Here is a 6,067-nt window from a genome sequence, read left to right on the forward strand (position 1 = left end):
GTTATTTCTCCTTAATTATATACGTACTTTACTCAATGAACATGCAAAAGTATAAATTTTTTTAATTAAATTATTATAATCTGCTACCAAATAATCAGGAATTTCCTTAAATAAATCTATTAGATTTTCATCTTGTGCCACGTCTGTGACATCAATTAACAAGCTAAATTCTTTAGTGTATAACTTTTTTTTAGCAAATTGTGTTAATGCTTGCTTTCCAATACTTTTCATACTATTAGTTAGACATAATTCATCTTTGACTTCAGAATTTTTATCATATCTCATTGATTTATTTTTGTCAGATAGCTTCACAAATGCTAAATATTCTTCCTTCTTAGTTTTCTCGAAGCTTTTCAAATGACGTAGTGTAATTTTTTTACTAGATGAGAACTCTGAATATTCCAGATATAAACTCGGTAAAATTAAATTTTCTTTTTCTCTGACATTTAAAATATATAAATCAGAAATCGTGGACGATTTTGCTAATTCCTGCCACCTACTCAAAACTTGTCCTGAAGTACCGCCAATCTCATCATCCATATTTTTTTTGTCGCTATCGACAATGCATAAAACAACCTTCTTGCTATTAATTCGTCTCTCTAATAACTCGCTGGTACCACACCCTGCACCATTATCAATTTCAAAAGACAACCTAACTTCATCTTTAAATAATTCAGGGTAGTGACCGAAATGCTTTGCATTATAAACCATAGACAAATAAAATTCACAATCTGATACATTTTCAGAAAGAAGCCAACATTGTGTTAACTCTCGATCGAAATAGGAGATATTGATTTTTACCACTCTTGGTTCCTTTTCAAATGAAATGCTATACTCATCTAATCCAACTTCGACATACTGTTGAACTTGAGTACGAAGAGCACTAATATTCTGTCGTTGAACTTTATAATATTCGATTGCTTTTCTAATATTTGTATTATCCTCAAATAAAGGAATTAAATTGTCCTCCAATAAAATCAGATTTTCAAAATCAATTATGTGCTTTCCTCTATAAAAAGAGTCTAACAAATATTCTATAGAGTCTTTATATTTTTCTGCCTCTTGCAATACTTCTTCATTTATTAGAAAAATCATAAATATCGACCTCTATAAAAAACCTATCGGCCATTTGGCAATAATACCATTTTTGTCATAGCGTGTTTGTACAATTTTTTTCTTAGATTCATTGCTGTTAACCAAAAATAAATTAAAGTTATCCTCAGGTATTAAATCTGGATTTTCATAATGACTACGTTCTATAAGTTCTCCAATACGATTAATTATTGTTACACTATGTGTTTCAATAATAAAATTTATATTATCTGCTTCAACTACTAAATTAAATAATAAATCTGCAAATTGAGCCTGCATTTTAGGATGCAGGTGTAATTCTGGCTGTTCAATTATTATAACTTTTTGACTCGTCTTCTTATCCATGAAACCAAGTGAAAAATCATTCCCAAAATTCTCGTTCTTTCGTTCTTCTTGCCAGAGCATTAAAAGTATAGGTAAAAATTGAGAATAGCCAAATCCTGTATCAGCTAGATTATAAAATTCATTATCAATTAACACTTCAATCGAAGTATTCCCTCCTTGAGTAGTAGCTCGATATTTTGTTTTAAAATGTTCCATTGTCCAATCTTGCCACTTTTGCTCCAATTCGGAATTTGAATTCATATAATCTAGAATCATAGGAACATTAGTTCCCATAGGATCAACTTCCTCTACCGAAAGCCCCTGAACCCTGTAATATCTTTCGGCAGTAGCTCTTATTGGTGCAATATAAATTGTATCTTTAAAATAGTCAGAAATAATCCGATTCATATTTCTAATTAACTTCACAGATACGACTATATCAATATAATTATATAAATTATCTAGATTAGAGGCTTCATTACTTAAAAATTTATCTCGAATTGTTTTTGGAACTTCTGATGCAGAAAGCTTTTGAAAAAGAAAATTCTTATCTTGAGAATAACTAATCCTATCAAAAATTTTTTCCCATGTATTCACACCTATTCTTTTATTAGTGTTTTCTTGCAAAAGTTTTATAATTTTATCTATGTAATGATACTCGATAGAAACTTTTTTTACTTCATGTTTAACTGCCAAAGAGGGTAAAAGAGGATATTCCGACTTCACAGGGATGATATCAATATTATCAACACATTTTTCTCCATGAATCACTTTTCCGTTTAAAATATCAAACTCTATCTTTCGAGAGTCAAAAAAGAATTTCAGCTTCGAGAATTCATTTTTTAAAATAGTAACTTCAACTTTCTCAAAATCTATCTCTATTTTCTTTCCAAACCATCCAAAAAAATCAATATTATTATTAAAATAATGATTATATTTAGGATAATCCTTTAACAAATCGGATATTAACTTACTTGAAATTTCAATTTTTTGATTAAATTCTAAAGTAAAGGTAAGGCCTTCATCTCGATTCTTTTTATTTATAGATTCATCGTAACTCCCAAAATCAACTCCATCTTTAGCATACCACAAAATGGGAGAGCTACTTTTTTGCAAAATAGTTTGCTTAATTAAAGGGAAAAAACGTAAGATTGAACTTTTCCCCGTGCCATTAGCTCCTATAAAAAAATTGCATTTATTAATTTGAATATTCTGAGAATCTTCAATAGATCTTAAATTTTTTATGCGTATACTCTTCATATGAGATTACTCCCTCTCTTTTTATAATATCAATTAATGGATAAAGCTGAATTCATTCCCAAATATAAATCGTATATATCAAGAAATCTACTAAGGGGAAGCAGTAGTTCACCCTTTACATGATATTTTTATACATAAGAATTAACTATAGTTCGAGTCATAGGCCTTACCTAAAAATCAATCCCTTTCCCGAACTCAATTACACTATCCGGCACATCACTAAACAAAGTCACATGTCCCATCTTGCGGTTGTGCTTCGCTTCTATTTTACCATACATGTGGAGGTGGGCGCTCGGATTTTCTGTGACATATTTTTCAGCAGCCTCGACATGCTGGCCGAGGACATTGAGCATGACGGCTGAGGCATGCAGGTGGATAGCTGGCAATGGTGCTCCGAGAACACCTAAGATATGAGTATCAAACTGGGAGAAGTCACAGGCTTCGATCGAGTAGTGGCCTGAGTTATGTGGACGTGGCGCGATTTCGTTGACAATGATGTCATCAGCTGTCGCAAACATTTCCACGCAAAGCGTTCCAGACAGATTAAGCTGTTCTGCGATTCGCACCGCCATGGCTTTGGCTTTATCAGCCAGACTTTCTGAAATGCGGGCTGGTACGATGGTCTTAGATAGGATGTTGTTACGGTGAATATTTTCCTGAACCGGGAAAACTGTTACATCCTTGCCATTTCCTGACACGATGACAGAGATCTCAAGGTCAAAGTTGACGAATTCCTCCAAAACGCAGTCGGCTGAATCTGCTAGTGCATAGGCTTCTTCCAAATCGTCTGCTGAACGAATAACCTTTTGACCATGGCCATCGTAGCCACCTGTCGCAGTCTTGAGAACATAGTTTTTAGAAAGGTCGATATCTATCAAATCTTGGCTTGAGGTTACAACCTTGTAAGGAGCCACCGTTACTTGAGCCTTGTTTGAGAGAAAGTCTTTTTCAAAAATGCGGTTTTGTGAAATACGAAGCAGGTCGGTACCTTGAGGGAGTTGTCCATCCTTGATGACCGCATCCAGACCGTCAGCATCGACATTCTCAAATTCATAGGTCAGAACATCGCAACGCTCCGCCAACTGACGGAGAGCGTCCACATCATTATAAGGAGCCACTATGATTTCCGCTACGCGAGAGGCCGGGCAATCCGTCGCAGGATCTAGCGCGATAACCTTGTGCCCCATGTAGATAGCAGAAATGGCCATCATCTGCCCCAACTGACCCCCACCGATAATTCCGATTGTTTTAGATGAGCTCATTTGTCGACTCCTCTGCGATTTTTCCTTGTTCTTCTGCGAAAACTGCCAAAGCTGTCGCGATAGCCTGATCCTCTACTGACAGGAGACGGAGGGCAAAGAGAGCCGCATTGGTCGCACCTGCTTCACCGATAGCCATTGTCGCAACAGGCACACCACCCGGCATCTGTACGATAGAGTAGAGCGAGTCCACGCCACTAAGAGCACGAGATTTGACGGGCACTCCAATGACAGGAAGGGTTGTTTTGGCAGCTACCATTCCTGGCAAATGGGCTGCGCCTCCAGCACCCGCGATAATGACCTTGATACCACGGCTACGGGCTTCTTCTGCATGTTTGAACATGAGATCAGGTGTGCGATGGGCAGAGACAACCTTCTTCTCGTAGGCTACACCGAAGCGGTCTAGGACTTCAGCGGTTTTTTGCATGGTTGCCCAGTCTGATTTTGAGCCCATGATGATGGAAATAATTGGTTTAGTCATAATTTTTCCTTTTTTCTTCTTTTTTGATAATGGTCTTAGGTGGTGGGGACGGAAGCAAACCTTCGGTTTCATTCCTAAACTTTGAGCCTAGGGTCTCAAAGTTTCCCTAGACCAGAACAGATACTGTTCTGGTCTTTTCACCACGGAGACCATTATCGGGTTCAGCGACTTCGTCGCGTTATCCTTATATCTTTACTTAATTGCCTTGCTTCCGATATCTGTTCGGTAGAAGAGGCCTTCTGTGTTTTGTTGGGCGAGTTGGCTGTAGATGATGTCTTGAGCTTCTTTGACGGTGTCGGCTGTGGTGACCAGCATATAGACACGTCCGCCGTTTGATAGCAGTGCTCTGCTATTGTCCGCAAACTTAGCTCCGGCATAGTAGGTGATGATATCACCCTCTGTCTTAGCTGGCAACTTGACGCCTTTTTCATAGTCTAGCGGATAACCATTGGATGCGACAACTACACCCAGAGTCACACCCTTATCTGTCCACGTAATGTTTGGCTCCTTGCCATCGAGGATATCCGTAATATTTTGTGCAAAATCAGAAGTTAATCGAGGCAGAATAATCTGAGTTTCTGGATCTCCGAAGCGAGCGTTGAACTCGATGACCTTAGGTCCATCATCTGTCAAGATAAGACCTGCGTAAAGGACCCCCAGATAAGGGCGACCTTCTTTAATCATCCCTTCTAGGACTGGCTTGACAATAGTCTTAACCGCTGTATCAACTACACTCTGTGGTAAGTGTGGAACTGGCGCATAGGCACCCATACCACCCGTGTTAGGCCCTTTGTCGCCATCGTAGGCACGTTTGTGGTCCTGAGCCGTTGGCATGATGTAGAACTTGTCGCCATTGACAAAGGCAAAGAGAGAGAACTCTTCTCCAGCCAGAAACTCCTCGATAACCACACGCGCACCTGAGTCACCAAATTTATTGTCCAAAAGCATCTCGTGAGCTGCTTCGACTGCTTGCTCGACTGTCTCAGCAACGACAACACCCTTCCCAAGGGCCAAACCATCCGCCTTGACCACGATAGGAGCCCCCTGCTTTTCGATATAGGCCTTGGCTTCCTCAAAGTCCGAGAATGTGCCATAGGCTGCTGTCGGAACGCCATATTTGACCATGATTTCCTTGGCAAAATCCTTGGACCACTCCAGCTCAGCTGCCAATCTTGTCGGACCAAAGGCTTTGAGACCAGCTGCATGGAAATCATCCACGATACCAGCCGCCAGGGCGTCATCTGGACCGATAAAAGTCCAAACAACATCGTTGGCTTTTGCAAACTCAATCAATTTATAATGTTCGGAAATAGAGATATTTACCAATTCCAAACCATCCAGAGTCATACCATCATTCCCAGGAGCAACAAAAACCTTTTCAACGCTTTTTGACTCAAGCAACTTCTTAGCAATCGCATGCTCACGACCACCCGAACCGACAACAAGCAGTTTCATTTCTCAACCTCTTTTGCGAATTATTTACTAATATTATAACATAAAAGTTCGTTTTAATCTTGTTTTATTGGCTCTATAATATTCGTAGTGGGTAAATCCCCTATAGATATTATGGAGCCTATTTTTGTGTAGAAAAAAAGTCCCATATGACCTATAATGAAAAGCGACTAAACAACTCATTAGAAAGAATCATATG

5 protein-coding genes are annotated in these 6,067 nt (G+C 38.7%); all 5 read right to left on the reverse strand.

What is annotated here, in order from left to right; translation table 11 throughout:
• Window positions 1–15 precede the first annotated feature (15 nt).
• The 5 genes from FBF73_RS07650 to purD all read right to left on the reverse strand — a co-directional run bounded on the left by FBF73_RS07650 (window position 16) and on the right by purD (window position 5,871).
• Window positions 16–1,095: a hypothetical protein gene (locus FBF73_RS07650; protein WP_136937421.1), complete on the reverse strand. Its 1,080-nt coding sequence runs from the start codon at window positions 1,093–1,095 to the stop codon at window positions 16–18.
• A gap of 12 nt (window positions 1,096–1,107) precedes the next feature.
• A complete protein-coding gene (locus tag FBF73_RS07655; RefSeq protein WP_136937422.1) occupies window positions 1,108–2,676 on the reverse strand; it encodes an AAA family ATPase in 1,569 nt (522 codons plus the stop codon).
• Between the two features lie 170 nt (window positions 2,677–2,846).
• The gene (purK, locus tag FBF73_RS07660; protein WP_136937423.1) at window positions 2,847–3,938 is read right to left on the reverse strand and encodes a 5-(carboxyamino)imidazole ribonucleotide synthase; all 1,092 of its coding nucleotides are present in this window, start codon (window positions 3,936–3,938) and stop codon (window positions 2,847–2,849) included.
• Complete coding sequence (purE, locus tag FBF73_RS07665; protein ID WP_136937424.1) at window positions 3,925–4,416, reverse strand: 5-(carboxyamino)imidazole ribonucleotide mutase; 492 nt, start codon at window positions 4,414–4,416, stop codon at window positions 3,925–3,927. Before purE ends, purK begins: the two co-directional genes overlap by 14 nt.
• A 192-nt stretch (window positions 4,417–4,608) precedes the next feature.
• The gene (gene purD, locus FBF73_RS07670; protein WP_136937425.1) at window positions 4,609–5,871 is read right to left on the reverse strand and encodes a phosphoribosylamine--glycine ligase; all 1,263 of its coding nucleotides are present in this window, start codon (window positions 5,869–5,871) and stop codon (window positions 4,609–4,611) included.
• Window positions 5,872–6,067: the final 196 nt, after the last annotated feature.

Origin of the sequence: Streptococcus mitis, from assembly GCF_005144795.1 — a bacterium.
Taxonomy (GTDB): domain Bacteria; phylum Bacillota; class Bacilli; order Lactobacillales; family Streptococcaceae; genus Streptococcus; species Streptococcus mitis_BB.

Excerpts from the sequence above, each read along its gene's own strand:
- FBF73_RS07655 (WP_136937422.1), bottom strand. The coding sequence starts at position 2,676 with ATGAAGAGTATACGCATAAAAAATTTAAGATCTATTGAAGATTCTCAG.
- purE (WP_136937424.1), bottom strand. The coding sequence starts at position 4,416 with ATGACTAAACCAATTATTTCCATCATCATGGGCTCAAAATCAGACTGG.
- FBF73_RS07650 (WP_136937421.1), bottom strand. The coding sequence starts at position 1,095 with ATGATTTTTCTAATAAATGAAGAAGTATTGCAAGAGGCAGAAAAATAT.
- purK (WP_136937423.1), bottom strand. The coding sequence starts at position 3,938 with ATGAGCTCATCTAAAACAATCGGAATTATCGGTGGGGGTCAGTTGGGG.
- purD (WP_136937425.1), bottom strand. The coding sequence starts at position 5,871 with ATGAAACTGCTTGTTGTCGGTTCGGGTGGTCGTGAGCATGCGATTGCT.